The organism is Streptomyces sp. NPDC028289, assembly GCF_055565975.1.
The window spans coordinates 621,703-644,655 of the sequence record NZ_JBVHTI010000004.1 but is presented as its reverse complement, the minus strand read 5'-3'; the positions used below and the strand labels follow the sequence as shown (position 1 = coordinate 644,655).

The window sequence follows — 22,953 nt, the reverse complement described above, 5'->3', positions numbered from 1 at the left end:
GGTGGGGGTCGGCAGCCTTCAGCCGGTGAAGCGGGGGCCCAGCTCGTGGTAGTGCTCGACGGCCGGCGGGGCGGCGAAGAACGGGCCGACCAGGGCCCGCCAGCGCGCGAACCGCTCCGACTCCCGGAAGCCGGCCGTGTGCGCCTCGACCGACTCCCAGCCGACGAGCAGCAGGAAGGTCCGCGGCCGTTCCTCGCCGCGCAGCAGCTCGGCCCAGCGGAACCCGTCCGCCTCGGCGAGCACCTCGCGTGCCGTGCCGAAGACCTCCTCGAATTCCGCTTCCCGGCCTTCCTCGACGGTCAGCTCGGCGTGCTCGACTACCACGGTGTGCTCCTCGGTTCGGGGTGGCATCGAGCCTGATCGGCGGTAGGTGCAGGGTCAACGGATCCAGGCATCGACAAGGGGGACGTCATCCATCCCCGACGGCGATGGCGGTCCCACGCAGCGCGCCGCACATCGATGCAGGCCGCGGCCGCACACCGGCGCAGGCGGGGGACGGGTGCGCAGGCGATGGCAGCCATCGTGAACGGCCATTTCCGCCGACCGTGCCCGATGCCTAGCGTCGAAGGCGAGCCCCCACCCGTACGAGGAGAGCCGCCCGTGCCCGAACCATCCCCCTCCCACACCGGACCCTTTGCGCTCGGCACCTTCAGCGACGGCGCAGCCGCCTTCCCCGGCCTGGTCGCCGGCACGCGGGTCCGCGACCTCTCCGGCCTGGTCGCGTCGGTACGCGCGCTGGTCGAGGACTGGGACACCTGGCTGCCCCGCCTGCACGAGCTGGCCGCGGCCACCGACGGCGCCTGGCACGACCTGGCCGACCTACGGGTCCTGACGCCGATCGAACCGGGCCAGATCCTGCAGAGCGGCGCCAACTACCGCAAGCACGTGGTCGACCTGGTCGCCGCCGAGAAGGAGAGCGTGCACGGTGCCAGGCCGGAGGAGGCCCGCGCCGACGCCGAGAAGATGATGGACGAGCGGATCCGCGACGGCGTCCCCTACCTCTTCCTCGGCTCACCGCGCGCACTGTGCGGCCCGTACGACGACGTCGTGCTGCCCGAGCTCGGCGAACAGCACGACTGGGAGCTCGAACTCGCCCTGGTCATCGGGAGGCCGGGAAAGAACATCCCGGCCGCCGAGGCGATGTCGTACGTGGCCGGATACACCATCAGCAACGACCTCACCACCCGTGACCGGCTGTACCGGCCCGACCTGAAGGCCATCGGCACGGACTGGTTCACCGCCAAGAACGCCGACACCTTCCTGCCGACCGGGCCGTTCCTGGTCCCGGCGGACTTCGTCGGGGATCCGGGCGACCTGCGGATCACACTGCGGCACAACGGGGTGGCCCGGCAGGACGAGTCCACCAAGGACATGATCTTCGACATTCCCCGGCTGATCGCCTACGCCTCCACGACCACCACGCTGCGCCCCGGCGACCTGCTGCTCACCGGTTCCCCGGCCGGCAACGGCGCGCACTGGGGGGTCTTCCTGAAGCCCGGAGACGTGATCGACGCGGAGATCACCGGCCTCGGCCATCAGCGCAACACTGTCAGGAGCCACGCATGAGCTTCCAGCCCATCACCCATCTGCGCCATGTCGACCTGGCCGTACCGGACTTCGCCGGCCAGCGCGCCTTCTACGGCACCACCTGGGGCCTGACCGAGGTCGCGAACGACAGCGGCATCGCGTTCTTCGCCGCCGAGGGCAGCCCCGAGCAGTACATCGTCCGCATCCGCGAGGACGAGCGCAAGCGGATGGACCTCGTCGCCTTCGGCGCGGTGTCACCGGCGGCCGTCGACGAGCTGGCGGTGCGGCTGGGGCGGGCCGGGGTGCGGATCATCCATGAGCCGCGGGCGCTGGACACCCCGGGCGGCGGCCACGGGCTGCGTTTCTTCGACCCCGACGGGCGGGTCGTGGAGGTCTCGGCCGACGTGGCCACCCGCACCCACCGCAAGATCGAGGAGCGCGAGGCCATCCCCGTGCGGCTCTCCCACTGTGTGGTCAACTCCCAGGACCCGGAGGGGCTGCGCGACTTCTACATCCGGCACCTGGGCTTCCGGCTCACCGACACCCTGTACTCCACGCACATGGGCGACCTCATGTACTTCCTGCGGTGCAGCCCGCTGCACCACTCCTTCGCCATCGCGCGCGGACCCCATGTGTCGCTGCACCACGCCTCGTTCGAGATGCGGGGGGTGGAGGAGTACATGCGCGGCACCGGGCGTGCGCTGCGCGCCGGGACCCGGCTCACCTGGGGCCCGGGACGGCACCTGGCGGGCGACAACACCTTCTCCTACTTCCACGACCCGCACGGCAACACCGTCGAGTACACCACCGAACTGGCCGTCCTCGAAGAGGACCTGTGGCACCCCGGCCGGCACGACGTGGACGACCCGATCACCCAGGACCAGTGGGGGACCGCCGATCCGATGAGCGAGTCGGTCGCCAAGGAGCAGTTCAACGACCCCGACGTGCTCTTCGAAGCGCCCCCGGTGTAACCCCGATCCTTCCGAGAAAGGCCGCAGTTGTGGCAGAGATCCTGAAGCACGCCGTGCCCCGGGCCGAGGTGGCCGCCTCCCTCGACCAGGTGCGTGAGACGGTGACCGGTGTCATCGCGGACATCCGCGAGCGCGGTGACGCGGCGGTCCGCGAGTACTCCGAGAAGTTCGACAGGTGGAGCCCCGCCTCCTTCCGGCTGAGCACGGAGGAGGTCGAGAAGATCGTCGCCTCGGTGCCCCGGCAGGTCATCGACGACATCACGTTCGTGCAGGAGCAGGTCCGTGGATTCGCCCGCCACCAGCTGGACTCCATGGGCGAGTTCGAGGTGGAGACGCTGCCGGGCGTGCGGCTGGGCCAGAAGCACATCCCCGTGCAGGCGGCCGGCGCCTACATCCCCGGCGGCCGCTACCCGCTCACCGCCTCGGCCCACATGACCGTCGTCACCGCCAAGGTGGCCGGCGTGCCCCGGGTGGTCGCCTGCACCCCGCCCATCCACGGCGAGATCCCCGCCGCGACCGTCGCCGCCATGCACCTCGCGGGCGCCGACGAGATCTGGCTGCTCGGCGGCGTCCAGGCGGTGGCCGCGATGGCCGTGGGCACCGACACCATGGAGCCGGTCAACCTGATCGCAGGTCCCGGCAACGCCTACGTCGCCGAGGCCAAGCGCCAGCTCTTCGGCGAGATCGGCATCGACCTGTTCGCCGGACCGACCGAGATCCTGGTCCTCGCCGACGACCAGGCCGACCCGTTCGTGTGCGCGGTCGACCTGCTCTCCCAGGCCGAGCACGGTCCGGACTCCCCGGCCGTCCTGATCACCACCTCCCGCGAGGTCGCCGAGCGGACCCTCGCCGAGGTCGAGCGCATCCTGCCCTCCATGCCCACCCGCGACTACGCGGAACCGGCCTGGCGCAACCACGGCCAGGTGCACGTCGTCGGCTCGGCCGACGAACTGTACGAACTCGCCGACGCGTTCGCCTTCGAACACGTCGAGGTGCTGACCGCCGAGCCGCGCCTCGCACTGGAGAAGATGACCCAGTACGGCGCCCTGTTCCTCGGCGAGGGCACCTGTGTGTCGTTCGGCGACAAGGTCATCGGCACGAACCATGTGCTGCCCACACGTGGTGCCGCCCGCTACACCGGCGGCCTGTGGGTGGGGAAGTACCTCAAGACGGTCACCTACCAGGAGGTCACCGACACCGCCTCGCAGGCCCTGCTCGGGCGGCTGTGCGGGCGCGCCTCCCGCATCGAGCTGTTCGAGGGCCACGCCCGCTCGGGTGACGTACGGGCCGCAAAGGCCGCCGGCGACGCGCTGCCGTGGAACGAAGCGTGAGCCTGGACGGCCGTACGGCCCTGGTCACGGGCGGCGGAGGCCCGCTCGGCCGGGCCTTCGCGCTGGCGCTCGCGGACGCCGGGGCCCGGGTGGTCCTCGTCGGACGGAACGAGCAGGCCCTCGCCCAGGCCGCGGCCAAGGTGGGCGAGGCGGCCCGCACGGCGGTGTGCGACGTCTCCGACCCCGCCGCCGTGAGCGCGCTGACCGCCGAACTCCGCGACGAGGACGTGTCGTTGCTCGTCAACAACGCCGGCGTCGCAGGGCCGGTCCGGCCCCTGGTCGACATCGAACCCGGCGAGTGGGACGACGTGTTCGCCGCCAACGTACGCGGCGTCTACCTCATGTGCCGGGCCTTCCTGCCGGCCATGCTCGCCGCCGGACGGGGCGACATCGTCAACGTCGCCTCGGTCAGCGGCAAACGGCCGCTGCTCAACCGGACGCCGTACACCGCCTCCAAGATGGCGGTGATCGGCCTCACCCGGACGCTGGCGGGCGAGGTGGGCCCGCGAGGCGTCGCGGTCAACTCCCTCTCCCCGGGCCCGGTCCGGGGACCCCGCATGGACCGCAACTTCCGGCTCACCGCCGAACTCACCGGCTGCACGGTCGAGGAGGCGGAACGGGACTTCGCCTCCCGGGCCGCGCTCGGCCGGCTGGTCGAGGAGGACGAGGTCGCGCGGGCACTGGTCGCCATGCTGGCGATGCCCGGACTGTGCGGGGCGGACATCGACCTGTCGGCGGGGATGAGCGCCCCGGCGTAGGCGGACAGAGGACCACGGCGAGGTGGACGGCGCGCGGGCCGTCCGCCTCGCCGTCGTGCGTGCCCGCTGCCGGCGACTGTGGCGACTCTGTGTGATCGCCATGAAGCAGGCCGCCCGATCGAAGGCATCGGGTTCCGGGATGCGTGTGTGCGATGTCTGTCCCGGGTTTCCCAGGGCTGATTCACTCCCACCTGCACACCTCAGGTGCTTTCGTCGCCTTGGTTTCGACGGGCGACTCGTAACTCTGCGCGATGACACACCCGCGCACTCCACCCGTGGAAAGGCCTGCAATGACGCTGACATCCCGACGTTCGTTCCTGATCGCCGGTTCCGCCACCGCAGCGGTCGTGCTCGTTCCGGTCGCCTCCGGTACCGCCACCGCCGCGCCCAAGGCGGCGGGCAGGGCGATCTCCGTCGCCGCGGGGGAGACCTACGAGCTTGCCGCGACCACCCGGGTGAGCCGGTTGACCATCGGCGACGGCGGCAAGATCGTCGCCCCGGACGGGTACGACATCAGCCTCACCGTCGACGGCGTGGAGACCGGGCAGCTGCTCACCGCGACCGGCGCCACCGGGACCCTCGTCCAGGCCGGCACCTACCGCGGTGACGTCGTCCTCACCGTCGCCGAGTCCAACGACGTCACCTACGAGACGCTGACCTTCCCGTTCCGGCAGGCGCTGTACGTCGGCTCCGACGGGGTCGACTCCGCGAAGTCCGTGCTGTCCGCCGTCCGCGGCGGCAAGGTCACCGACGCCGCCGCCCGCAACGTGTCGATCGCCTCCACCGGCGAGTGCTTCAACGGCGTCTACGTCGAGAGCGGCAGCTACACCCTCCAGAGCCCGACCATCACCCTCGACGGCAACGGACGCTCCGACTTCGCCGGGTACGGCGCGGCCGTGGTCGGCGACGGCTCCTCGACCAAGCTGGTCGTGGACGGCGCACGGATCAGCAACAAGGGCGTGGTCCGCACCACCGTCATCGCCAACGGCGGCGCCAACGTCCTCGTCAGGGACTCCTTCCTGCGCGCCCGCAACGGCGTCCTGCCCGCCGACTACCAGGCCACCGTCGAGACCCCGTACATGGAGTCGGTGCCCTGGATGCTGGGCCTGGACGGCAACGTCCGCGCCACCAACCTGATCGGCAGGAACAGCATCGCCACCTACCTCAACTCGACCGTGTTCTCCGAGACCTGGGGCGCGCTGTCGGTCGAGGGCGGCAGCGGCCTGAAGCTGACCGCGATCAACAGCCACGTCGGCAACACCGGCGACTACGGCTACGGCACCTACGCCATCGGCGACGCCACCGTCCGCGTCCTCGGCTCCCGCTTCGACGTCGGCTCCTACGCGACGATCATCGCCGGGCCGGCCGCCGTCGTGCACTACGGCGACAGCACCCGCGACGCCGTCGCCGCGCTCAACACTGAGCTGGAACTGGGCCTGTCCAACGCCGAGTTGCGGAACATCCCCGAGCGCAGCACGGTGGTCGACTCCGGGCACTTCGGCTACATGTTCTTCGACGCCGGCCAACTCACCCTGGACGGCGGCACCGTCATCAACTCCGAGCGGGCCACCTTCCTCAACAAGGGCCAGCAGACCACGATCTCGGTGGACGGCTCGCAGGGCGCCCGGCTCAACCCGCGGGACGGCGTCATCCTGCAGATGATCGAGCTGGACGACCCGGGCCCGGTCAACGTCAACGGCAAGATGATGAACGTCGGTGTCTACACCGAGCCCACCACCGACCCGGTGAAGAACTCCTCGTTCGACGTCACCGCCGTCCACTCCACCGACGGCGCCGCCACCTTCAGCTCCATCAAGGTGAAGGGCGACTTCTACAACGGCATGCGCAACGGCAAGAACATGGTCCTCACCTTCGAGGACTCCACCGTCACGGGCGTCATCTCGGCGACGAAGGCCACGCACCGGGTCTCCTCGATCGACTCGTCCAGCTTCTACGAGCTGGGCATCGTCACCAACACCGTGCAGGCAGCCGTCAACAACGGTGTGGTGGTGAAGCTGAACAGCGGCTCGACCTGGACGGTCACCGGGACCTCCTACCTGACCAGCCTCACCCTCGCGGCGGACGCCGCCGTGCAGGCACCGCGCGGCAAGTCCGTGAAGCTGACGGTCGACGGCACCGAGACGGCGATCACCGCCGGCTCCACCTACACGGGCGCCCTCACGCTCACGGTGGCGTGACACCGGACGGCACGGGCGTGGCCGCCGCCGGGCCGCGCCCGCGCCGTGTGCTCCCGTAGGCTGGACGGATGTTCAGCCCCGAAGGCCCGAGCTTCCGTGAACTCGCCGTCCAGGCCCTGTCCTCGGTCGAGCGTGGTTACGACCTGCTGGCCCCGAAGTTCGACCACACCCCCTTCCGGACCCCCGCCCCGGTCCTCGAGGCGGTCGCGAAGGCGCTCACCCCGCTCGGCCCCTTCGCGGACGGCCTCGACCTGTGCTGCGGGACGGGAGCCGGCACCGACGTGCTCGCCCAGGTGTGCCGGCACAGCGTGACCGGGGTCGACTTCAGCGCCGGCATGCTGGAGATCGCCCGCCGGCAGTCCCCGCCCGAGGGCCCGGGCGTCACCTACGTGCGCGGTGACGCCCGGGCCCTGCCGTTCGGGCCCGCCTTCGACCTGGTCGTCAGCTTCGGGGCGTTCGGGCACTTCCTGCCCCGGGAACTGCCCGGTCTCTTCGGCCAGGTCCACGCGGTGCTGCGGCCGGGCGGCACCTTCGCCTTCCCGGTGCTCGCGCCGCCGCGGCCCACCAGCCCCGGGTTCTGGATGCTGCTGGGCTTCGACGCCGTGATGCGCGTGCGCAACGCCCTGTGGCGGCCCCCGTTCGTCATGTACTACCGGGCCTTTCGGCTCGGCGCCGTGCTGGAGGAGCTGGCGCGCGCGGGGTTCTCCGTGGAACTGTCCGCGCTGCCCGAGTTCGGCGAGCGCGACGACGGCAGCCCGCGCGCCCGGCTGGTCGTGGCCCGGCGCGGTCAGCCCGCGGCAGGCACCGTGAACTCGTAGACCAGCGCGTCCTGCTGGGCGTCCACCACCAGGTCGGTGATCTCCAGCGGGCGCGCGAACTGGTCGTGCACCCGGCGGGTCACCCGGACCGAGGAGGCGTCCGCGACCTGGGTGATGGAGTCCCGGTGGTGCAGGGTGAGGCCCGCCTGCCGCATCCAGTCGTAGGCCCGGCGCAGCTGCGCGGCGGCACAGCCGTCGGCCCGGTCCCGGTAGCGCCCCAGTTCCTCGACCTCGGTCAGGGCCACGGCCGAGAACGAGGTCACGGCGGTGCGCAGGGCGTGGCCGTCGGGGGAGGCGGACTCGTAGCGGTGGACCAGGGTCGGCCGGTGCGGGACCAGCCCCAGCGCCGCCGCGTGCTCGGGCGGCGGCTCCTCCCAGGTCACCGTGGCCCGGTCGACCGCGCCGTGCTCGGTGGGCCCGGCGCCCACCGGGAAGGCGAGAGAGACCGGGCTCTCCACAGGCCGGCCCTGCAGCGTCGCGTGACTGCCCCGTCGGTCGGTGGCCACCAGTCCGCTGTGCCGCAGCACCTCCAGCGCCTGCCGGACGGTCTCCCGGCTGACCCCGAAGTGCCGGGCCAACTGCCGTTCCGCCGGCAGCCGTTCCCCGGGCGGCAGGGTGCCGTCGCGCAGTTCGCCGAGGAGTTGTGTCGCGATCCGCCAGTACAGGGGCTGCCCTTCGCTCTCGGAGTGGTCGTGCGGGGTGGTGCGGGCCATGCCGCGCCTCCTGTGGGTGACAGGGCCTGGTCACCGGGCACGCGGACAGACGAGCAGACGCCTGCCGGCGCACCCGATGACAAGCCGTAGCCGTGCGGGTTCGTTCCGCGACCACATCTAGCATTGGTCTAAACCATCAGGGAAGAGCGGTCGGCGGGTTCGGCCGAAACCGTGCGGGCCTCACAGACTCGCGTAAACGGCGTTGACCAGGGCCGTCTTCCGCGGATCGTCCGCGATCCGTGGCCCCATGCGGTTCATGACGTATCCGAGGGAGACCCCCGCTTCCGGGTCGGCCAACCCGCAGGAGCCGCCGAACCCGTCGTGCCCGAAGGCCCGTGGGTTGGGCCCGTACGAGCCGTTGGGCCCGCTCAGCCAGAGTCCGAGCCCGATCTCGGTCTCGTGCTCGAAACCGGCCCCCAGCACCAGGTCACGGCAGCTGCCCTGGCCCTCCCGCACCCGCTCGGCCGCCGCCGGCGACAGCACGCGCAGGCCGTCGTACTCGCCCCGGCCGGCGAACACCCCGTACAGCGCCGCGACCGCCCGGGCCGTACCGTGCCCGTTGGCGGCCGGGATCTCGGCCGCCCGCCACTCGGGGGTGTTCGCCGCGCTCGCGCCCACCCCGGGGTTGGCCAGGGCGGCGACCGCGGCGGGCGCCAACTGGCTGAAGATCGCGGCCTGTTCGCTGTCCGACACGACCCGGGGGTGCACCAGCTCCGCCGCCCGCCCGGCCTGCTTCTCCGGCAGTCCGACCGTGAAGTCGATGCCCAGCGGACCGGTCACCTCCCGCTCCAGGAACGCCCCGGGCCGTAGCCCCGACACCCGCCGCACCACCTCGCCGACCAGGAAGCCGTAGGTCAGCGCGTGATACCCGGAGGTGGTCCCGGGCTCCCACCAGGGCTCCGTCGCCGCCAGCCGCGCGGTCGTCAGCTCCCAGTCGTACAGGTCCTGGAGCGAGTGCGGCTCGCGCAGCCCGGACAGCCCGGCCCGGTGCGAGAGCAGATGGCGGACCAGGATCCGCTCCTTGCCGGCCGCCGCGAACTCGGGCCAGTAGGCGGCCACCGGCGCGTCGAGGTCGAGCAGTCCCCGGTCGGCCAGGATGTGCGCACACAGCGCCACCGGGCCCTTGGTCGTGGACCAGACGTTGACCACGGTGTCCCGCTCCCACGGCCGGGTGTGCGCCGGATCGGCCCACCCGCCCCACAGGTCCACCACCGTCTCGCCGCCGGCCGTCACCGCGACGGCGGCGCCCAGCTCCTCCCGGTCCCGGAAGTTCTCCTCGAACGCCTCCCGCACCGCCGCGAAACGCGGATCACAGTGGCCGTGGACCTGTGGCTGCGGCTGAGGCTCGTGCTCGGACATGCGCCCTCCGTCGTACGCCGGAAAACCCGGACCGCGACGCTGCGGCCCGGGCACCTCGAACGTACCGACTGGTCGGACTAGGGGGAAGATCAGAGGAGGAAGAGTCTCCCGGCCGGCTCCTGGTGCCCCTCCGCGGTGTGCCAGTAGTCGCGGGACTCCACCGCGAGGCCCCGCGCGTCGAAGCGCACGAACACGCACCCCGCCAGCGTGGCCGCAGTACCCCCTTCTTCGGACCGCACCCGGAACTCCGCCGCCGCGACCCCGTCCGGGCCCACCAGCGGCGCCGAGAACGCGACGTCCGTCACCCGCTCCGCCTCGAACGACCAGCGCAGGTAGGCGGCGAGTTCGTCCCGGCCCCGGTGCGGGGAGCGGAACGGCATCGAACGGTGCACACAGTCCTCGGCGTACAGGGCCAGCAGCGCGTCCACGTCGTGCGCGGCCCAGCCCCGCTCCCAGACCCGGACGAACCGTTCCGCGGCCTCCCGCGTGTCCAACTCCGCCGCCTCCTCAGACGTACGAGCGCAGCCAGCGCGCCTTCGCCGCCTCGTGGTACGGGCCGCCGCCCTCGTGGTCGTTGAAGTCGTACACCTCGATCGTCTTGTCCGCGTGCGCCCAGGAGTTGAAGGCCGCGTAGACCGTGGAGGGCGGGCAGGTCTGGTCCTCCAGGGCCGCCGAGAACAGCGCCGGGGCCCGGCCGCGCGCCGCGAAGTGCACACCGTCGAAGTAGGACAGGGTGCGCTGCACGTCCGCCGAGCGGCCGCGGTGGGTCTTCAGGAACAGGGCGATCTCCCGGTACGGGTGACGGTCCGTCAGTGTGGTGGCACGCGGGAAGTCGCACAGGAACGGCACGTCCGGCGCGACCGCCACCAGGTCCGGGACCAGACCGCCGACCGCGATGGCGATACCGCCGCCCTGGCTGGAGCCGAGCGCCACGGTCCGCGCCGCGTCGGTCAGCGGATGCGAGCGGGCCGCCTCCACCGCCCGGACCGCGTCCGTGAACACCCGGCGGTAGTAGTAGTTCTCGGGCGCGTCGATGCCCCGGGTCATGAACCCGGGGTACGCCGGTGCACCGCCCACCGGGTCCGCGGTGTCGCCTCCGCCGCCCCAGGCGCTGCCCTGGCCGCGGGTGTCCATCGTGAAGTGCGCCCGTCCCGTCGACGCCCAGAGCAGGTTCTCGTGCGCCAGCCCGCGGCCCCCGCCGTACCCGATGAACTCCACGACCAGCGGCAGCGGTTCGGTGGTGCCGGCCGGAATCCGCAGCCAGCCCTTGACCGGGTGGCCGCCGAACCCGGCGAACGTCACGTCGTAGACGTCGACCGTGGACAGCCCGGCGTCGACCGGCTCGAAACGGGCGTCGAGATCGTGCTCGCGGGCTTCCTGGAGCGTCTTGGACCAGAAGGCGTCGAAGTCGTCGGGCGCCACCGACGTACTGCGGTGCTCCCGAAGCTCGTCGAGGGGAAGGTCGAACAGGGCCATCAACAACCGCCTTGGTGAAGGGAAGGTGCGGATGATCACACCGTACGTGGATGGTCCGACGAATCGCCAGGCCCCTGCAGAGCCCGACCACTGCGGCGAGCCCCTGCCGCCGGCCGTGGATCCGCTGGTCAGGGGTGCCGGACTGGCGGCCGTGGACGACGGCGGGAGATCCCGGGCTGTGGGGCGACAACCCCGGGTGGTCGGGTCACCTCGGCCGCAGCGGCGGGCACCGAGCCCGGGGTCCGGGCGTAATGATTGGTGAATGCGGAGGGCAGGCCAGGGTTTCAGGCGCGGCCGCGGGTCCAGTCCGGTCCGGTGCGTGCCCACTCCTGCTCCCACTCGGCGAGCCGGTGGCGCAGTGCCACCCGGCGCACGATGCCGTGGCCGAGCAGCACCACGGCCGCCGCGCCACTCGCCCCGCACAGGCCCACGGTGACCGTGTGCTGCCAGACGGCGACCTCGTCGGGCGGCGGGGCGACCCCGTGCCCCTGCCGGTCGAACCACACGTCCACCGCGTCACCGGTCCTCGTGCCCGCCGGTACCCGGGCCAGGGCGGTCTTCGTCCCCTCGCCGGGCACGGTCCAGCGGACATTCGTCTGGTACGCGTGCGCCCGGTCGCCGCCCTGCACCGACGGCAGCTGCTCCGGGGTGCCGCCGACGACCACCGCCCGGACCATGTGCCGTTCGGACCGCTGCACCGCCGCCACCGACCGCGCCTGCTCATGGGCCCACAGCCCCGCGACCGCACCCGCCAGGGGCGCACCCACGCACAGCAGGACCGCGACGGCCAGCGCGATCCACGCTTCCACCATGTCGGACTTGCGCCGCAGCGGGTTCTGCCGCCAGCGCCAGCCACGCACCCGGGTACGCATGTCGACCTCCTCGCCGCCACAAGAGCCGGAGGGCCGGACAGCCGGTCCGCAGCTCCCAGCGTGCCCCCGCTCGCATGCGAGCGTCCACACGGGACTGGTACCCCGTACGGAGCACCTCGCCCACCGCCCGGAGACACGGATGCGGCACCGGCTGAAGCACAGGTTCCGGCGCGCGCCGCCCACCCGTCCCGGCGCTCCGGGGACCCACTGACCGCACGCCCCCGGACCGCCCGTTCCGGAGCCGAATGCGTCCGCTCCGCACGCAGCTCTGCACGTCCGCTCCGCGTGCCCGGGGTGGCCGTCCGGGGCGCCGCCGGTCAGCCGAACCGCTCGATGCGGATCCGGTCCACCGGCTGCCCGGCCGCCACGAGCAGCCGAGAGGCATGCTCCGCGAACCCGTTGGAGCCGCACACATAGGCCTCCCACCCACCTTCGGGCTGCTCGGCCAGGAGCGGGGCCACATGTGCGGCGGACATACGTCCCACCGGCACACCCTGGGGTGCGGCGCGGGTGAACACGGTCGTGGTCTCCGCACCCAGCTCCCGCGCGTAGATCAGCTCCTCGGGGGAGCGGGCCGACACCACCATGCGCAGCGGCACGTGCAGGGCCCGGTTCCGGTGGTGCCGGACCATCGACATCAGCGGTACGACCCCGGAACCGGCGCCGACCAGCAGCGCGGGCCGGTCGCCCGGCCAGGCGAAGAAGCCGCTCAGCGGACCGCGCACCTCGACGGTGTCACCGGGCCGGGCCACCGTGTGGAACCAGCCGGAGACCTCGCCGCCCGCGACATGGTCCAGCGTCAGCTCGATGTGCCCGGAGCCGTCCGGTGCGGAGGCGAGGGAGTAGTGGCGCTGGGCCGTGTAGCCGTCCGCGGCGGTCAGCCGGAGCAGCAGGTGCTGCCCCGGCAGGTGCCCCGCCCAGGCCGGCACCGCGAACCGGAAGGTCGCGGCGTGCGGGGTCTCGCGCCGTATCCCGGTGATCGTGGCCGTCTGCCACACCCCCGCGGTCTCGCCCCCGACCTCGATGCGCCCGGGCACCGCGAAGCGCGTCGGGGGAGCGAAGGCCGTCCCGGCGGTCGTCGTCTCAGTCACCGGAGTACCTCTGCTCCTCCCACGGGTTGCCCCGCGCGTGGTAGCCGTTGCGCTCCCAGAAGCCGGGCTCGTCGTGGTCGAGGAGGGTGATGCCGGCGATCCACTTGGCGCTCTTCCAGAAATACAGGTGGGGCACCAGCAGCCGCGCCGGGCCACCGTGCTCGGCGGGCAGCGGCTCGCCCTCGTACTCGAAGGCGATCCAGGCCCGCCCGCCGGTGAGGTCGGCGAGCGGCAGGTTGGCGGTGTAGCCGGTGTGCGCGTAGGCGACGGCATGTGTGGCGGAGCCATGAGGGCGCACCACATCGAAGAACGCGTCCAGCGAGACGCCGCCGAACCGCACCCCGAACTTCGACCAGCTGGTCACGCAGTGGATGTCACCCTCGTAGGCCGACGCGGGCAGGGCGCGCGCCGCGTCCCAGTCCCAGGTGCGCGGCTCGGCGACCAGACCGTCGATCCGGAACGACCAGTCGGCCGGCGCCAGGTCCGGTGTCACCTCGGCGGACAGCACCGGCCAGTCGCCGCCCGTGTCGTACTGCCCGGGCGGCAGTCCGGCGTTGTGGACTCGGGGGCGGCCGGCGAAGCCTCGGGTGACGTTCATGCCTCAACCGTACGACGCCCGATCGAGTGCTCCCGCCCAGGTCAGACCGCCGATCATTGCGGCCGTATGAACGATCCGCGGGTGCGGGAATAGCCGTCCCGTGCCCGTCCTTGCCGCTGAGTGCGGCTGCCGGGACACCGGTGACGGCACCAGAGAGCGAGGAAAAACGATGCCCAAGGCGTACGTCCACACCAGGCACGGCGGGCCCGAGACCGAGGCCTTCGCCGAGGTGGCCCGGCCCGTTCCCGGCCCCGGTGAACTCCTGATCGCGGTCCGCGCGGCGGGGGTCAACCCCGTCGACTGGAAGCTGCGGGGCGGCTTCCGCCGCCCCGGCGAGGGGGAGGCGCACTTCCCGGCGGTCCTCGGCAGCGAGGCCGCCGGTGTGGTCGAGGAGACCGGTGAGGGCGTCACCGGGTTCGCGGCCGGTGACGAGGTCTTCGGCAACACGCCCGGCGGCGCGTTCGCGGAGTACGCCCTGCTGACGGCGTCCCTGACCGCGCACAAGCCCGCCGCGCTGTCCTTCACCGACGCCGCCACCCTGCCGGTCGCCGGAGCCACCGCCTACGACGGCGTACGCCAGCTCGACCTGCCCGAGGGCGCGACCCTGCTGGTCACCGGCGCGGGCGGCGGAGTCGGCGCGGCGGTCCTGCAGATCGCCCACGCCTGGGGCCTGCGGGTGGTCGGTGTGGCGAGCGAGGCCAAGAAGGACCTCGTCGAGTCGCTGGGCGCCGTGCACGTGCCCTCCGGTCCGGGCCTGGCCGACCGGGTGCGGGCCGTCGCTCCCGGCGGCGTGGACGGCGTCTACGACCTGGTCGGCGGCGAGGTGCTCGCGGAGGCGGCCGGCCTGCTCGCCGACCGCACCAAGCTGATCACGGCGGGTGCGCCGCCGGAGACCGTCGCCGCGCTGGGCGGGGCGCGGGTGGCACGCGCCCGGACCGCCGCGGTCCTGGACGAGGTGGCCGAGCTCGTCGTGGCCGGTGAACTCGACCCGCACGTCTCGCAGACCTTCCCGCTGGACAGGGCCGACGAGGCGCTGCGCGCCGTCGAGGACGGGCACGCCCTCGGCAAGATCGTGATCGAGGTCGCCATATGAGCGTCCCGCATGCCCGCGAGGGCGCTCCGCACGTCCTGGACAACCCGGCCCGCGCCTCGCTCACCGGCCCGCACGCCCGCTTCGCCGAGCGGCGCGGCCGGATCCTGCGTTACCCCGTCGACGTCTCCCCGTGGCTGGCGCTGCCCGACGATCCCGACGCCGACGACTGGGCGGATCTCGCCGCCCTGGCCGGCCCCGGCGCCGAGGTCCCGCTGCCCGGCTACCGCGGTGAGCTCCCGGAGGGCTGGGAGCTCACGATGAGCATCGCCGGCGTGCAGCTGGTGGACGAGGGCATGGACGCCGTCCCGGAGCCGGCCGCGGTCCGGCTGGGCCCGGCGGACGTACCTGAGATGCTCGACCTGGTCTCGCGCACCCGCCCCGGCCCGTTCCTGTCCCGCACCGTCGAACTCGGCACCTACCTGGGCATCCGCCGGGACGGCAGGCTGATCGCGATGGCGGGGGAGCGGCTGCACCCGCCGGGCTGGACCGAGATCAGCGCGGTCTGCACCGACCCGGCACACCGCGGCGAGGGCCTCGCGACCCGGCTCATCCGCGCGGTCGCGCACGGCATCCGGGAACGCGGCGAGACCCCCTTCCTGCACACCGGCGCCGAGAACACCAACGCGATCCGCCTGTACGAGTCGCTCGGCTTCCGCCTGCGCCGCCGTACCGCCTTCGTCGCGGCCAGGGTGCCGGAGCGGCTCGGTCAGTCGTCGGCGGAACCCGCCGAGGCCCCGGCGTTGTAGCGCTCCAGGTATCCGGCGAACCTGACCAGGTCCGCCTCCGGCCAGTCCGCCAGCCGCTCCTGGAAGGCGGCCCGGCGGCTGCGCGTGACCTGGGCCAGGATCTCCTGCCCGGCCTCCGTCAGATGCAGCACCTGGACCCGGTGGTCCTCCGGGTCCAGGCGTCGCTCGATCAGCCCCGCCCGTTCCAGCGCCGCCACCTGCCGGCTGACCGTCGACTTGTCGAGCGCGTAGTGCGCGGCCAGGTCGGTGGCCCGGCAGCCGCCGCGCTCCTCCAGGTGCCCGAGCAGGGTGTACGACACCAGCGACAGCTCGGGGTGCATGCGCCCGGCCGAGGCCCGCGCCCGGCGCGCGAACGCCGTCATCTCGCGCTGGATGGTCTCCACCGCCGTCTCCGCCGTCGTCACGGGAACACCTTCGACGGCCGCGCCTTCCACAGCAACGCCCTCACGGGAATACCTCCTCCGACGATCTAGTTGTATAGTACAACTTGCTCGTGAGTTGTATAAGCCAACCAGTTTGGCCGGAAGGTTCTGGAGGTCGTACGCGATGAGGTCACCGGCACTGCGCCATGTGCTCACGCACCTGATCACCCCGCTACTGATGTGCCTGGGCATGGGGCTCGCCTATATGGGCGCGTTCGTCCACCCGGAGCCGAACCACATGCCGGTGGCCGTGGTCGGCGCCGGACCGGAAGCGAAGGTGTTGGCGCAGACCATCAAGGACACCGCCGGCGACAAGCTCGACGTCCGTACCGTCCCCACCCGCGCCGCGGCCGTCGACCTGCTCAGGTCCCGTACCGTGACGGGCGCCTACGTGCCGAACGCCAGGACTCCGGAGCTGATCGTCGCCAGCGCGGCCTCCGACATGGGCGCCACGGCCGTCGAGAAGGTCTTCACCCCGGTCGCCGAGAAGAACGGCGCGGCCCTGAAGGTCACCGATGTCGCCAAGCCGGTCGCCGACGACCCCACCGGACAGGGCCTGTTCTTCCTGCTCATCGCCGTGAGCATCGGCTCCTACGCCTCGGTCGCCGCCCTCGGCGCGGCCGGCGCGGCGCTGCCCATGCGGATACGCGCCCTGCTCGCGCTCGGCGTCTCGGCCGTCGTCAGCGGCATCGGCGCGTTCCTCGCCGGACCGGTGTTCCGTCTCGCCCACCACGACCTCGCCGGGGTCTGGGGCATGGCCTGGCTCTACTCCGCCGGCATCCTCCTCATCGGCGTCGGCCTGCACACCTTCCTCAAGCGGTGGACCACGCTGACCATGATGGTGCTGTTCGTGATGCTCAACTTCACCAGCTCCGGCGGGTTGTTCCGCCCCGAGCTGCAGAACGGCTTCTTCGGCACCCTGCACGCCTTCTGGAACGGCGCCGGCTTCGTCGAGGGCATCCGCAGCCTGCTGTACTTCGGCAGCGACGGCCTCGGCCGGAACGTGTGGACCCTCGCGGTCTGGCTGCTGGCCGGCCTCGCGATCACGGCGATCGCCGCGGCCTACGAGCGGGCCAAGGCGGCGCCGCCCGCCGCAGTGGTCGTACCGGAGTCCCCCGCCGGACCGGCCGGACCGGCCGAGGAGGTCGAAGCGGCCGAGGAAGAGACCGAAGAGACGGTCGGCGTCTGACCGCGCGTCCACCGGTCGGCTCGTCCGCTCGTCCGCTCGATCGACGGACCGCCTGCACGGCGGTCCGTCCGTGCGGTGACAAACCATCTGACCGGCGCGCCGGCGTGCGGATAGGCTCCCGGGTGATGACCTCACTCTCCGAAACCGGAACCTCCGCCGTCGTCTCCGCGCTGCGCGCCGCCGGCTGCGTCTTCGCCGAGGACGAGGCGGAGCTGATCCTCGCCACCGCCCGCACCCCGGACGAGGTGGCCGCCATGGTGGACCGGCGCGCCACCGGACAGCCCCTCGAACACGTCCTCGGCTGGGCGGAGTTCCACGGGCTGCGCATCCTCGTGGAACCCGGCGTGTTCGTGCCCCGCCGCCGTACCGAGTTCCTGGTCGACCAGGCCCTGGCCCAGGCGCCCGGCGCATCCGTCGTCGTCGACCTGTGCTGCGGCTCCGGCGCGGTCGGCGCGGCCCTCGCCGCTGCCCTCGGGGACGCCGAACTGCACGTCGCCGACATCGACCCGGCCGCCGTCGCCTGCGCCCGCCGCAACATCGCCCTGTACGGCGGCCACGCCCACGCCGGCGACCTGTTCGACGCCCTGCCCACCGCCCTGCGCGGCCGGACCGGCATCCTCGCCGCCAACGTGCCCTACGTCCCCAGCGACGAGGTCGGGCTGCTGCCCGCCGAGGCCCGCGACCACGAGCCGCTGGTCTCCCTCGACGGCGGTGGCGACGGACTCGACGTACTGCGCAGGGTCGCCGCGGGTGCGCGCGAGTGGCTCGCGCCCGGCGGCTGCGTCCTGGTCGAGACGAGCGAGCGCCAGACCGACGAAGCCGTGCGCACCTTCCGGCGCGCCGGACTGACCACCCGGCTCGCGGTCTCCGAGGAGCTGTACGCGAACGTCGTGATCGGCGCACGGGACTGAGACCGTGCCCGACAGGGCCCCGGTGCGTCACGCCGCCGTCGGCGTCACCCACGCGCCGGCCACTTGATGTGTGACCGGGCCTGAGCAGTTGTCACCGCGCGAGCCCCGTCCTTCGGCACCGGGAACAGATCACGGCGACGCGTGTGGAGGCGGCGCGGAAGACCGGTCTCACGTGATCGGCCGAACCGCGCCTCATGCAGCCGTGGCCGTCCGTGCCCTGGCCTCGCGGACCCCGCGCAGGGCGCCGGACCAGGCGATCACCTGGTCGAGCATGCCGTCCACGGCGGTGTCGAGGCCCTCCTGGGGGACGAAGGTCCCGGTGTGGAACGAGGGGCGTGTCGAGATGGTGGGCTGGGCCCGGACCGTGGCCACCTGGAGTTCGGCGAGGACGAGCCGCAGCGCCTCGGCGGCCCGGGCCCCGGCGACCCAGCCGCCGTAGCTGATGATCCCGGCGGCCTTGTCGTTCCACTCCCGGTAGACGTGGTCCAGGGCGTTCTTCAGAGCTCCGGGGTAGGAGTGGTTGTACTCGGGGACGAGGAACACGTAGCCGTCGAAGCTGTCGACGAGCGCGCCCCAGGTGCGGGTGTGGTCGTGCTGGTACTGCTGGAGGTTCGGGTTGCCGGGCTCGTCGAGGTTGCCGAGGTCGTGGTCGGCGAGGTCGACGAGTTCGTAGTCGGCTCCGCCGTGGGCGCGGGCCGCCTCCAGTGCCCAGGCGGCGATCTGGTCGCCGCGGCGTCCGGGGCGGGTGCTTCCGAGGACGAGTGCGATGCGGAGTGTCACGGTCTTCCTTTCCCTGGAGTTGTCACGTCAACTCTAGGTCGGGATGAGTTGAGGTGACAACTCTGCTGGTCGCGGTATCCTCGGGGACATGACGGAGACTCGGTCGCTGGAACCCCGGGAGTGGGAGTTCTGGGATGTCTGGATGCGCGCGCAGCGCCTGCTCACCAGGGAGCTGGAGCGTGGTCTGCAGCGTGCCTGCGACATCTCGAAGGCCGAGTTCAGCGTGCTGGTGACGCTGTGGCAGGCCGGCGGCCGCGAGATGCGTGTCGGTGAGCTCTCCGAGTCGCTCGACTGGGACAAGAGCCGCGTCTCACACCAGCTGACGCGCATGGAAAAACGCGGCTTCGTCCAGCGCACCAGGTACGGGGCCGACGGTCGCCGCGCGGGGATCGGGCTGACCGCCGAGGGGCGCGGCGCCGCCCAGCGTGCCGTCCTCGTGCACGGCGCCAACATCCGCCGCCACGTCCTCGACTCGCTCACCCCTGAGCAGGCATCGGTCATCCGGTCATGGAGCGAGCAGGCAGTTGACCGCCTTGAGCCGAGCCGCGGCGAGACTGCCGGCGACGGCGCGTCCTAGATCGAGCTCCGACGGTCGCTCCTGGGCGGGAAGGCCATCGCCTGAGAGAGTGTCGGCGGTGTTTTGACCATGGCGTCACGAACGGGGGAGCACGTGGACGTTGTCGAGCAGGAGCTGGACTCTCCCTGGGAAGGCGTCCTGGCCACCCCTGCCCAGGGAAGTGACACCGGCGTGCTGGTCCTGGCCGGTTCCAGTGGGCGCATCGAACGCGAGCGAGCACGCATCCTCGCTCGGCAGGGCATCACTGCTCTGTCCGTCCGCTGGTTCGGCGGGCCGGGGCAGTCCCCGGGAATCTGCGAGATCCCCTTGGAGACCTTCACCACCGCGGTCGACTTCCTCGTGGCGAGCGGGGCACGGCGTGTCGCAATCCTCGGTCTCTCCAAGGGAGCTGAAGCGGCCCTGCTCACAGCGGTGTACGACCCACGCGTGGACGTCGTCATCGCACTGTCACCCACGTCGCGGGTCTGGTGCAACGTGGGTCCGGGCCAGGACGGAGAACAGCACCCGTATCGCTCTTCCTGGACTTGGCGGGAGCAGCCCCTGCCCTTCGTCCCCATGGATGATTCCTGGACCCCGATCGAACCGGGCGACGATCCCGTCGCCATCCGCGGATGGTACGAACTCAGCGAGCGGAGATTCGCGGGTCTGCTTGCCCGGGCGGAGATCCCCGTGGAAAGGGCCCGGGCCGATCTGCTGCTCGTCGCCGGTGGCGACGACGCCATGTGGCCCTCGCTCCCCTTCGCCGAACAACTGGCGGAACGCAGACGCTCAGCCGGGGCCACCGTGCATGTGATCACCCGCCAGGATGCCGGTCACCGACCTCGCTTCCCCGGTGAGAGCCCCGCGCCCCACTCCCCGCACTTCCGGTACGGAGGCACGCCCGAGGCCGACAGGCTCCTGGGTGAGGCTGCATGGCCGCACATCCTCGACAGGCTCGGCAGCACAGCGTTTCCCGGGGTTGCGTCCTGACCTCCCGCCGGTGTGGCAGGAGGCGTTGGTGACGCAGGGGCACGAGGAAGTACGCGCCAGGGCCTGTTTCGAAAGTGGATCGTCTGTCAGTCCTGCCTGGGATGCTCCGAGCATGGAGATGACAGTGCAGCTGACGATCGACTGCTCCGATCCGCAAAGAATGGTGACTTTCTGGGCCGAGGCCCTCGGCTACGTGCCTGAGCCTCCGCCGGGCGAGCACGCCACGTGGCGTGCCTACTGGGCGGCGGTGGGGGTGCCCGAGGCAGAGTTGCCAGCCGGCGCCGGGGACATTCCGGAGTCGATCATCGATCCCGCGGGACGTGGACCGAGGGTGTGGTTCCAGCAGGTTCCTGAGCCGAAGGTCGCCAAGAACCGGTGGCACTTCGACCTGAAGGTCGGTGGGGGCCGTGACATCCCACTGGACGTCCGCACACAGCGGGTCACGGCTGCGGTGGAACGGCTGGTCAAAGCTGGTGCCACTGTGCTGCGGATCAAGGATGAGCCGGACATGGGGCTCTACGCCGCAGCCATGCAGGACCCCGAGGGCAACGAATTCGACGTCGTCTGAAGGGCGTTGCGACAGTGCGTTGCGACAGTGCTGGTCACAGCCACTCGGTCACGACTGCGACCAGCGCAGTCACCTCTTGGCGGACGGAGGGCTTGTCGTACCTTGCCCTATGCCTTTCAAGTCAGTTGGTCCTGCATTCGACCGCATGGCGCTCACGGCAGTCGGCCGGGGCGAAAAGCGGTGGCCGGCCGCCACGGGAGCCGCCCGAGAGCCGGTCCGCGCTCGTTCAGTCGGCGTCGGGTCTCTGCTCCGCCGCGGTGTCGTAGGCGGCGCGGGCCTCCGCGATGGCGGCCCGATGCCGCTCGGCCCAGCCCACCAGCTCGGTCAGCGAGGTGTAGAGCTCCCGGGCCATGGGCGTGAGGCTGTACTCGACCTTGGGCGGCACGGTCGGATGCACGGTGCGAACGAGCAGGCCGTCCCGCTCCAGCCTGCGTAGGTTGAGGGTGAGCATCCGTCGGCTGATGCCGTTGATGGCGCGTTCGAGTTCGGTGAAGCGGACCGGGCCGTGGGCGGCGGCAATCAGGATCCCGATGCTCCACTTGCCCGCCACGCGGTCGAGCACCTCGGTGACCGGACAGGCTTCGTCCCTCAGCGCTTCGGTAACACGGGTGTGACTGCGTGACATAAAAGTGCCTCCTTCCGATGAGCAGCAAGGTTATCGATGATGACTGCTGTTACAAGTCGTGAACCAAGGGGGAACGGCATGCCTGTTCGCGCTCTCGTCGTCGATCCGTCCACGTCCACCGCCGTCCGCCTCGCCGACGTGCCCGACCCCGTGCCCGGGCCGGGCCAGGTCCTGGTGGACGTCTCCCACGCCTCGTTGAACTACGGTGACCTCAACGACGCCCGCTCCGGTCGGGTCCCTGGAGGAGCGGTGCTCGGTTCGGACGCCGCCGGAGTGGTCATCCGTGCCGCAACCGACGGAACCGGCCCTGAGGTGGGCACCCGGGTGGTGGCTTTGACCTCGGGGGCGTTCGCCGAGCGCGTCGCGATCGACGTGGGTGCGCTCGCCGAGGTACCGAAGGGCTTGGGCCTGGCGCAAGCGGCAGCTCTGCCGGTCGCCGGAGTGGCGGCACTGCGCTCGCTGCGGGCCGCCGGACTCGGACCGGACAAGAGAGTGCTGATCACCGGCGCATCCGGCGGAGTCGGCCGGTTCGCCGTCCAGTTGGCAGCGCGGGCGGGTGCCCACGTCATCGCCTCCGTGGGCTCGGCCGGCCGCGGGGACGGGCTGGCCGAGGCGGGCGCCGACGAGGTGCTGATCGGTCTGGAAGGACTTCAGCGACCGGTCGACGTGGTCATCGACAGTGTCGGTGGCCCCCAACTGGTCGCGGCGTGGAACCTGCTCGCTCCCGGGGGAAGCGTGCAGAGCGTCGGCTGGACATCCGGAGAGCCGGCGGTCTTTCCGCCGTATGCGACCGTCGGCCCGGCCAAATCGCTGGCCTCCTTCGTCATCGACGGCGATGCCGGCGCGGACCTGGCCGTTCTTACTGGGCTGGCCGCTGAGGGGGCCGTCACCATCGAGATTGGCTGGCAAGGACCCTGGGACCGCTTCGCCGAGGCTGCTGAGGCCCTCCGCGGACGTCGTGTCTCCGGAAAAGCGGTCCTGGAGGTGGCAGGCGGTGAGCTGCGCGGCGCGGTGGCCTCTGCGCAGGACTAGGCCGTGTCTCTTCGATCAGGTTGGCGCGCTTTTCTGATCATGCTTGCGGGAAAGGGGTTCGAGCCCGTCCTGAACAAGGTCCGCGTCGCCCGCCGAGGTTCAGGGCGTCCGCGGACCCGGCCTGACCGGGTCCGCGCCGACAAAGCGCACGCGTCTCGCAAGAACCGCGCCTACCTGCGCCGACGCGGCATCCGCTGCACCATCCCGGACAAGTGGGGCATCAATCGCCCCCAAAGGCACCGTGTCGTCGCCAGGAGATACGACTGGCTCGCGGTCCGCTACGAGGCGACTGTCCTCGTCGCGGCCATCAACGAGTGGCTGTGACCAGG

At 71.8% G+C, this 22,953-nt stretch carries 25 protein-coding genes and 1 pseudogene; 15 read left to right on the top strand and 11 right to left on the bottom strand.

The genetic code is table 11. The annotated features are described in order from the left end of the window. Window positions 1-18 precede the first annotated feature (18 nt). The gene (locus ACZ4UV_RS22910; protein WP_388916485.1) at window positions 19-324 is read right to left on the bottom strand and encodes an antibiotic biosynthesis monooxygenase family protein; all 306 of its coding nucleotides are present in this window, start codon (window positions 322-324) and stop codon (window positions 19-21) included. 276 nt (window positions 325-600) lie between these two features. Between ACZ4UV_RS22910 and ACZ4UV_RS22905 the strand changes: the two genes are divergently transcribed. The 6 genes from ACZ4UV_RS22905 to ACZ4UV_RS22880 all read left to right on the top strand — a co-directional run bounded on the left by ACZ4UV_RS22905 (window position 601) and on the right by ACZ4UV_RS22880 (window position 7,603). Beyond that, on the top strand, window positions 601-1,566 hold the full coding sequence (locus ACZ4UV_RS22905) for a fumarylacetoacetate hydrolase family protein (RefSeq protein WP_467840203.1): 966 nt from the start codon (window positions 601-603) through the stop codon (window positions 1,564-1,566). Further along, the gene (locus tag ACZ4UV_RS22900) at window positions 1,563-2,498 is read left to right on the top strand and encodes a VOC family protein (RefSeq protein ID WP_388916491.1); all 936 of its coding nucleotides are present in this window, start codon (window positions 1,563-1,565) and stop codon (window positions 2,496-2,498) included. Before ACZ4UV_RS22905 ends, ACZ4UV_RS22900 begins: the two co-directional genes overlap by 4 nt. Window positions 2,499-2,527: 29 nt before the next feature. After that, the gene (gene hisD, locus ACZ4UV_RS22895) at window positions 2,528-3,829 is read left to right on the top strand and encodes a histidinol dehydrogenase (RefSeq protein ID WP_451018602.1); all 1,302 of its coding nucleotides are present in this window, start codon (window positions 2,528-2,530) and stop codon (window positions 3,827-3,829) included. Beyond that, window positions 3,826-4,587 (top strand): SDR family NAD(P)-dependent oxidoreductase, encoded by a 762-nt coding sequence (locus ACZ4UV_RS22890; protein WP_451018601.1) that lies wholly within the window; start codon window positions 3,826-3,828, stop codon window positions 4,585-4,587. Before hisD ends, ACZ4UV_RS22890 begins: the two co-directional genes overlap by 4 nt. Window positions 4,588-4,877: 290 nt before the next feature. Continuing rightward, the gene (locus tag ACZ4UV_RS22885; RefSeq protein ID WP_467840199.1) at window positions 4,878-6,785 is read left to right on the top strand and encodes a hypothetical protein; all 1,908 of its coding nucleotides are present in this window, start codon (window positions 4,878-4,880) and stop codon (window positions 6,783-6,785) included. A gap of 68 nt (window positions 6,786-6,853) precedes the next feature. Continuing rightward, window positions 6,854-7,603, top strand: a complete 750-nt coding sequence (locus tag ACZ4UV_RS22880) for a class I SAM-dependent methyltransferase (protein WP_390039396.1) — start codon at window positions 6,854-6,856, stop codon at window positions 7,601-7,603. Here the strand turns inward: ACZ4UV_RS22880 and ACZ4UV_RS22875 are convergent. The 7 genes from ACZ4UV_RS22875 to ACZ4UV_RS22845 all read right to left on the bottom strand — a co-directional run bounded on the left by ACZ4UV_RS22875 (window position 7,573) and on the right by ACZ4UV_RS22845 (window position 13,712). Next, window positions 7,573-8,316 (bottom strand): GntR family transcriptional regulator, encoded by a 744-nt coding sequence (locus ACZ4UV_RS22875; protein ID WP_467840196.1) that lies wholly within the window; start codon window positions 8,314-8,316, stop codon window positions 7,573-7,575. The genes ACZ4UV_RS22880 and ACZ4UV_RS22875 overlap by 31 nt on opposite strands. A 180-nt stretch (window positions 8,317-8,496) precedes the next feature. After that, the gene (locus tag ACZ4UV_RS22870; RefSeq protein WP_467840193.1) at window positions 8,497-9,675 is read right to left on the bottom strand and encodes a serine hydrolase domain-containing protein; all 1,179 of its coding nucleotides are present in this window, start codon (window positions 9,673-9,675) and stop codon (window positions 8,497-8,499) included. Between the two features lie 89 nt (window positions 9,676-9,764). Next, window positions 9,765-10,169 (bottom strand): nuclear transport factor 2 family protein, encoded by a 405-nt coding sequence (locus ACZ4UV_RS22865; RefSeq protein WP_451021046.1) that lies wholly within the window; start codon window positions 10,167-10,169, stop codon window positions 9,765-9,767. 13 nt (window positions 10,170-10,182) lie between these two features. After that, complete coding sequence (locus ACZ4UV_RS22860) at window positions 10,183-11,151, bottom strand: acetylxylan esterase (protein WP_390039388.1); 969 nt, start codon at window positions 11,149-11,151, stop codon at window positions 10,183-10,185. A gap of 284 nt (window positions 11,152-11,435) precedes the next feature. Then, window positions 11,436-12,023, bottom strand: coding sequence for an Rv1733c family protein (locus tag ACZ4UV_RS22855; RefSeq protein ID WP_390039386.1), 588 nt, complete (start codon window positions 12,021-12,023; stop codon window positions 11,436-11,438). 317 nt (window positions 12,024-12,340) lie between these two features. Beyond that, window positions 12,341-13,114: a ferredoxin reductase gene (locus ACZ4UV_RS22850; protein ID WP_467840188.1), complete on the bottom strand. Its 774-nt coding sequence runs from the start codon at window positions 13,112-13,114 to the stop codon at window positions 12,341-12,343. Then, a complete protein-coding gene (locus ACZ4UV_RS22845) occupies window positions 13,107-13,712 on the bottom strand; it encodes a sulfite oxidase-like oxidoreductase (RefSeq protein WP_390039382.1) in 606 nt (201 codons plus the stop codon). Before ACZ4UV_RS22845 ends, ACZ4UV_RS22850 begins: the two co-directional genes overlap by 8 nt. 169 nt (window positions 13,713-13,881) lie before the next feature. On the opposite strand from ACZ4UV_RS22845, the gene ACZ4UV_RS22840 reads away from it, so the two are divergent. Together ACZ4UV_RS22840 and ACZ4UV_RS22835 are read left to right on the top strand one after the other, a co-directional pair. Beyond that, window positions 13,882-14,805 carry an NADP-dependent oxidoreductase gene (locus ACZ4UV_RS22840; protein WP_451021044.1) on the top strand — a complete coding sequence of 308 codons (924 nt, stop codon included), beginning with the start codon at window positions 13,882-13,884 and terminating at the stop codon, window positions 14,803-14,805. Continuing rightward, window positions 14,802-15,551, top strand: a complete 750-nt coding sequence (locus ACZ4UV_RS22835) for a GNAT family N-acetyltransferase (protein WP_451021043.1) — start codon at window positions 14,802-14,804, stop codon at window positions 15,549-15,551. Before ACZ4UV_RS22840 ends, ACZ4UV_RS22835 begins: the two co-directional genes overlap by 4 nt. Here the strand turns inward: ACZ4UV_RS22835 and ACZ4UV_RS22830 are convergent. Continuing rightward, window positions 15,512-15,913: a MarR family winged helix-turn-helix transcriptional regulator gene (locus ACZ4UV_RS22830; protein WP_390039720.1), complete on the bottom strand. Its 402-nt coding sequence runs from the start codon at window positions 15,911-15,913 to the stop codon at window positions 15,512-15,514. The two genes, ACZ4UV_RS22835 and ACZ4UV_RS22830, sit on opposite strands and share 40 nt — an antisense overlap. 184 nt (window positions 15,914-16,097) lie before the next feature. On the opposite strand from ACZ4UV_RS22830, the gene ACZ4UV_RS22825 reads away from it, so the two are divergent. Together ACZ4UV_RS22825 and ACZ4UV_RS22820 are read left to right on the top strand one after the other, a co-directional pair. Continuing rightward, entirely contained in the window at window positions 16,098-17,162 is a 1,065-nt protein-coding gene (locus ACZ4UV_RS22825; RefSeq protein ID WP_451021042.1) for an ABC-2 transporter permease, read from the top strand. Window positions 17,163-17,287: 125 nt separating this feature from the next. After that, on the top strand, window positions 17,288-18,073 hold the full coding sequence (locus ACZ4UV_RS22820; RefSeq protein WP_451021041.1) for a putative protein N(5)-glutamine methyltransferase: 786 nt from the start codon (window positions 17,288-17,290) through the stop codon (window positions 18,071-18,073). A gap of 192 nt (window positions 18,074-18,265) precedes the next feature. On the opposite strand, the gene ACZ4UV_RS22815 is transcribed toward ACZ4UV_RS22820, so the two are convergent. Next, entirely contained in the window at window positions 18,266-18,853 is a 588-nt protein-coding gene (locus tag ACZ4UV_RS22815; protein WP_451021040.1) for an NADPH-dependent FMN reductase, read from the bottom strand. Between the two features lie 88 nt (window positions 18,854-18,941). Between ACZ4UV_RS22815 and ACZ4UV_RS22810 the strand changes: the two genes are divergently transcribed. The 3 genes from ACZ4UV_RS22810 (at window position 18,942) to ACZ4UV_RS22800 (ending at window position 20,967) form a co-directional block, all read left to right on the top strand. Further along, entirely contained in the window at window positions 18,942-19,430 is a 489-nt protein-coding gene (locus tag ACZ4UV_RS22810) for a MarR family winged helix-turn-helix transcriptional regulator (protein WP_467840182.1), read from the top strand. A gap of 69 nt (window positions 19,431-19,499) precedes the next feature. Beyond that, on the top strand, window positions 19,500-20,399 hold the full coding sequence (locus tag ACZ4UV_RS22805) for an acyl-CoA thioester hydrolase/BAAT C-terminal domain-containing protein (RefSeq protein ID WP_467840180.1): 900 nt from the start codon (window positions 19,500-19,502) through the stop codon (window positions 20,397-20,399). A 112-nt stretch (window positions 20,400-20,511) separates the two neighbouring features. After that, the gene (locus ACZ4UV_RS22800; RefSeq protein ID WP_467840177.1) at window positions 20,512-20,967 is read left to right on the top strand and encodes a VOC family protein; all 456 of its coding nucleotides are present in this window, start codon (window positions 20,512-20,514) and stop codon (window positions 20,965-20,967) included. A gap of 226 nt (window positions 20,968-21,193) precedes the next feature. Here the strand turns inward: ACZ4UV_RS22800 and ACZ4UV_RS22795 are convergent, their stop codons facing one another. Beyond that, entirely contained in the window at window positions 21,194-21,592 is a 399-nt protein-coding gene (locus ACZ4UV_RS22795; protein ID WP_390039365.1) for a winged helix-turn-helix transcriptional regulator, read from the bottom strand. 78 nt (window positions 21,593-21,670) lie between these two features. Between ACZ4UV_RS22795 and ACZ4UV_RS22790 the strand changes: the two genes are divergently transcribed. Then, window positions 21,671-22,624: a zinc-binding dehydrogenase gene (locus ACZ4UV_RS22790; RefSeq protein WP_467840174.1), complete on the top strand. Its 954-nt coding sequence runs from the start codon at window positions 21,671-21,673 to the stop codon at window positions 22,622-22,624. A gap of 57 nt (window positions 22,625-22,681) precedes the next feature. Beyond that, window positions 22,682-22,948 (top strand): annotated as a pseudogene (locus tag ACZ4UV_RS22785) (IS5 family transposase); the annotation flags it as partial. Between the last annotated feature and the right edge of the window lie 5 nt (window positions 22,949-22,953).

What these genes read in the sequence shown, in the direction of transcription:
- ACZ4UV_RS22900 (WP_388916491.1), top strand. Translation starts at nt 1,563, where the DNA reads ATGAGCTTCCAGCCCATCACCCATCTGCGCCATGTCGACCTGGCCGTA.
- ACZ4UV_RS22885 (WP_467840199.1), top strand. Translation starts at nt 4,878, where the DNA reads ATGACGCTGACATCCCGACGTTCGTTCCTGATCGCCGGTTCCGCCACC.
- ACZ4UV_RS22880 (WP_390039396.1), top strand. Translation starts at nt 6,854, where the DNA reads ATGTTCAGCCCCGAAGGCCCGAGCTTCCGTGAACTCGCCGTCCAGGCC.
- ACZ4UV_RS22875 (WP_467840196.1), bottom strand. Translation starts at nt 8,316, where the DNA reads ATGGCCCGCACCACCCCGCACGACCACTCCGAGAGCGAAGGGCAGCCC.
- ACZ4UV_RS22870 (WP_467840193.1), bottom strand. Translation starts at nt 9,675, where the DNA reads ATGTCCGAGCACGAGCCTCAGCCGCAGCCACAGGTCCACGGCCACTGT.
- ACZ4UV_RS22860 (WP_390039388.1), bottom strand. Translation starts at nt 11,151, where the DNA reads ATGGCCCTGTTCGACCTTCCCCTCGACGAGCTTCGGGAGCACCGCAGT.
- ACZ4UV_RS22855 (WP_390039386.1), bottom strand. Translation starts at nt 12,023, where the DNA reads ATGCGTACCCGGGTGCGTGGCTGGCGCTGGCGGCAGAACCCGCTGCGG.
- ACZ4UV_RS22845 (WP_390039382.1), bottom strand. Translation starts at nt 13,712, where the DNA reads ATGAACGTCACCCGAGGCTTCGCCGGCCGCCCCCGAGTCCACAACGCC.
- ACZ4UV_RS22840 (WP_451021044.1), top strand. Translation starts at nt 13,882, where the DNA reads ATGCCCAAGGCGTACGTCCACACCAGGCACGGCGGGCCCGAGACCGAG.
- ACZ4UV_RS22835 (WP_451021043.1), top strand. Translation starts at nt 14,802, where the DNA reads ATGAGCGTCCCGCATGCCCGCGAGGGCGCTCCGCACGTCCTGGACAAC.
- ACZ4UV_RS22830 (WP_390039720.1), bottom strand. Translation starts at nt 15,913, where the DNA reads ATGACGGCGTTCGCGCGCCGGGCGCGGGCCTCGGCCGGGCGCATGCAC.
- ACZ4UV_RS22825 (WP_451021042.1), top strand. Translation starts at nt 16,098, where the DNA reads ATGAGGTCACCGGCACTGCGCCATGTGCTCACGCACCTGATCACCCCG.
- ACZ4UV_RS22820 (WP_451021041.1), top strand. Translation starts at nt 17,288, where the DNA reads ATGACCTCACTCTCCGAAACCGGAACCTCCGCCGTCGTCTCCGCGCTG.
- ACZ4UV_RS22810 (WP_467840182.1), top strand. Translation starts at nt 18,942, where the DNA reads ATGACGGAGACTCGGTCGCTGGAACCCCGGGAGTGGGAGTTCTGGGAT.
- ACZ4UV_RS22805 (WP_467840180.1), top strand. Translation starts at nt 19,500, where the DNA reads ATGGCGTCACGAACGGGGGAGCACGTGGACGTTGTCGAGCAGGAGCTG.
- ACZ4UV_RS22800 (WP_467840177.1), top strand. Translation starts at nt 20,512, where the DNA reads ATGGAGATGACAGTGCAGCTGACGATCGACTGCTCCGATCCGCAAAGA.
- ACZ4UV_RS22795 (WP_390039365.1), bottom strand. Translation starts at nt 21,592, where the DNA reads ATGTCACGCAGTCACACCCGTGTTACCGAAGCGCTGAGGGACGAAGCC.
- ACZ4UV_RS22790 (WP_467840174.1), top strand. Translation starts at nt 21,671, where the DNA reads ATGCCTGTTCGCGCTCTCGTCGTCGATCCGTCCACGTCCACCGCCGTC.